General features: G+C 69.0%; 1 protein-coding gene. It reads left to right on the top strand.

What is annotated here, in order from left to right:
* The coding region (locus J9885_RS14865; RefSeq protein WP_210549904.1) for an Ig-like domain-containing protein at positions 1 to 277 on the top strand (277 nt) is incomplete at both ends.

The raw sequence follows: 277 nt of genomic DNA, 5'->3' as shown, positions 1-277 counted from the left end.
ACGCGGCGGGCAACAGCGCCACCGCGACCGACAGCGAAGGCTACGGGGTCGACACCACGGCGCCGGTGGACCTGGCCATCACCCTGGATGCCAACATCACCGACGACGACGTCATCAACGCCGCCGAAGCGGGTCAGCAGATCCCGGTCAGCGGCACCGTGACGGGCGAGTTCCAGGCTGGCGACACCGTCACCCTGACCGTCAACGGCAAACCGTTCACCGGTCCGGTGGATGCCGATGGCCGCTTCACCATCCTGGTGGCGGGCAGCGACCTGGC

Source organism: Aeromonas sp. SrichE-2G (assembly GCF_017939565.1).
In the GTDB taxonomy this organism is placed as follows: Bacteria; Pseudomonadota; Gammaproteobacteria; order Enterobacterales; family Aeromonadaceae; genus Aeromonas; species Aeromonas taiwanensis.
This window is presented reverse-complemented; position numbering and strand designations above follow the sequence as displayed.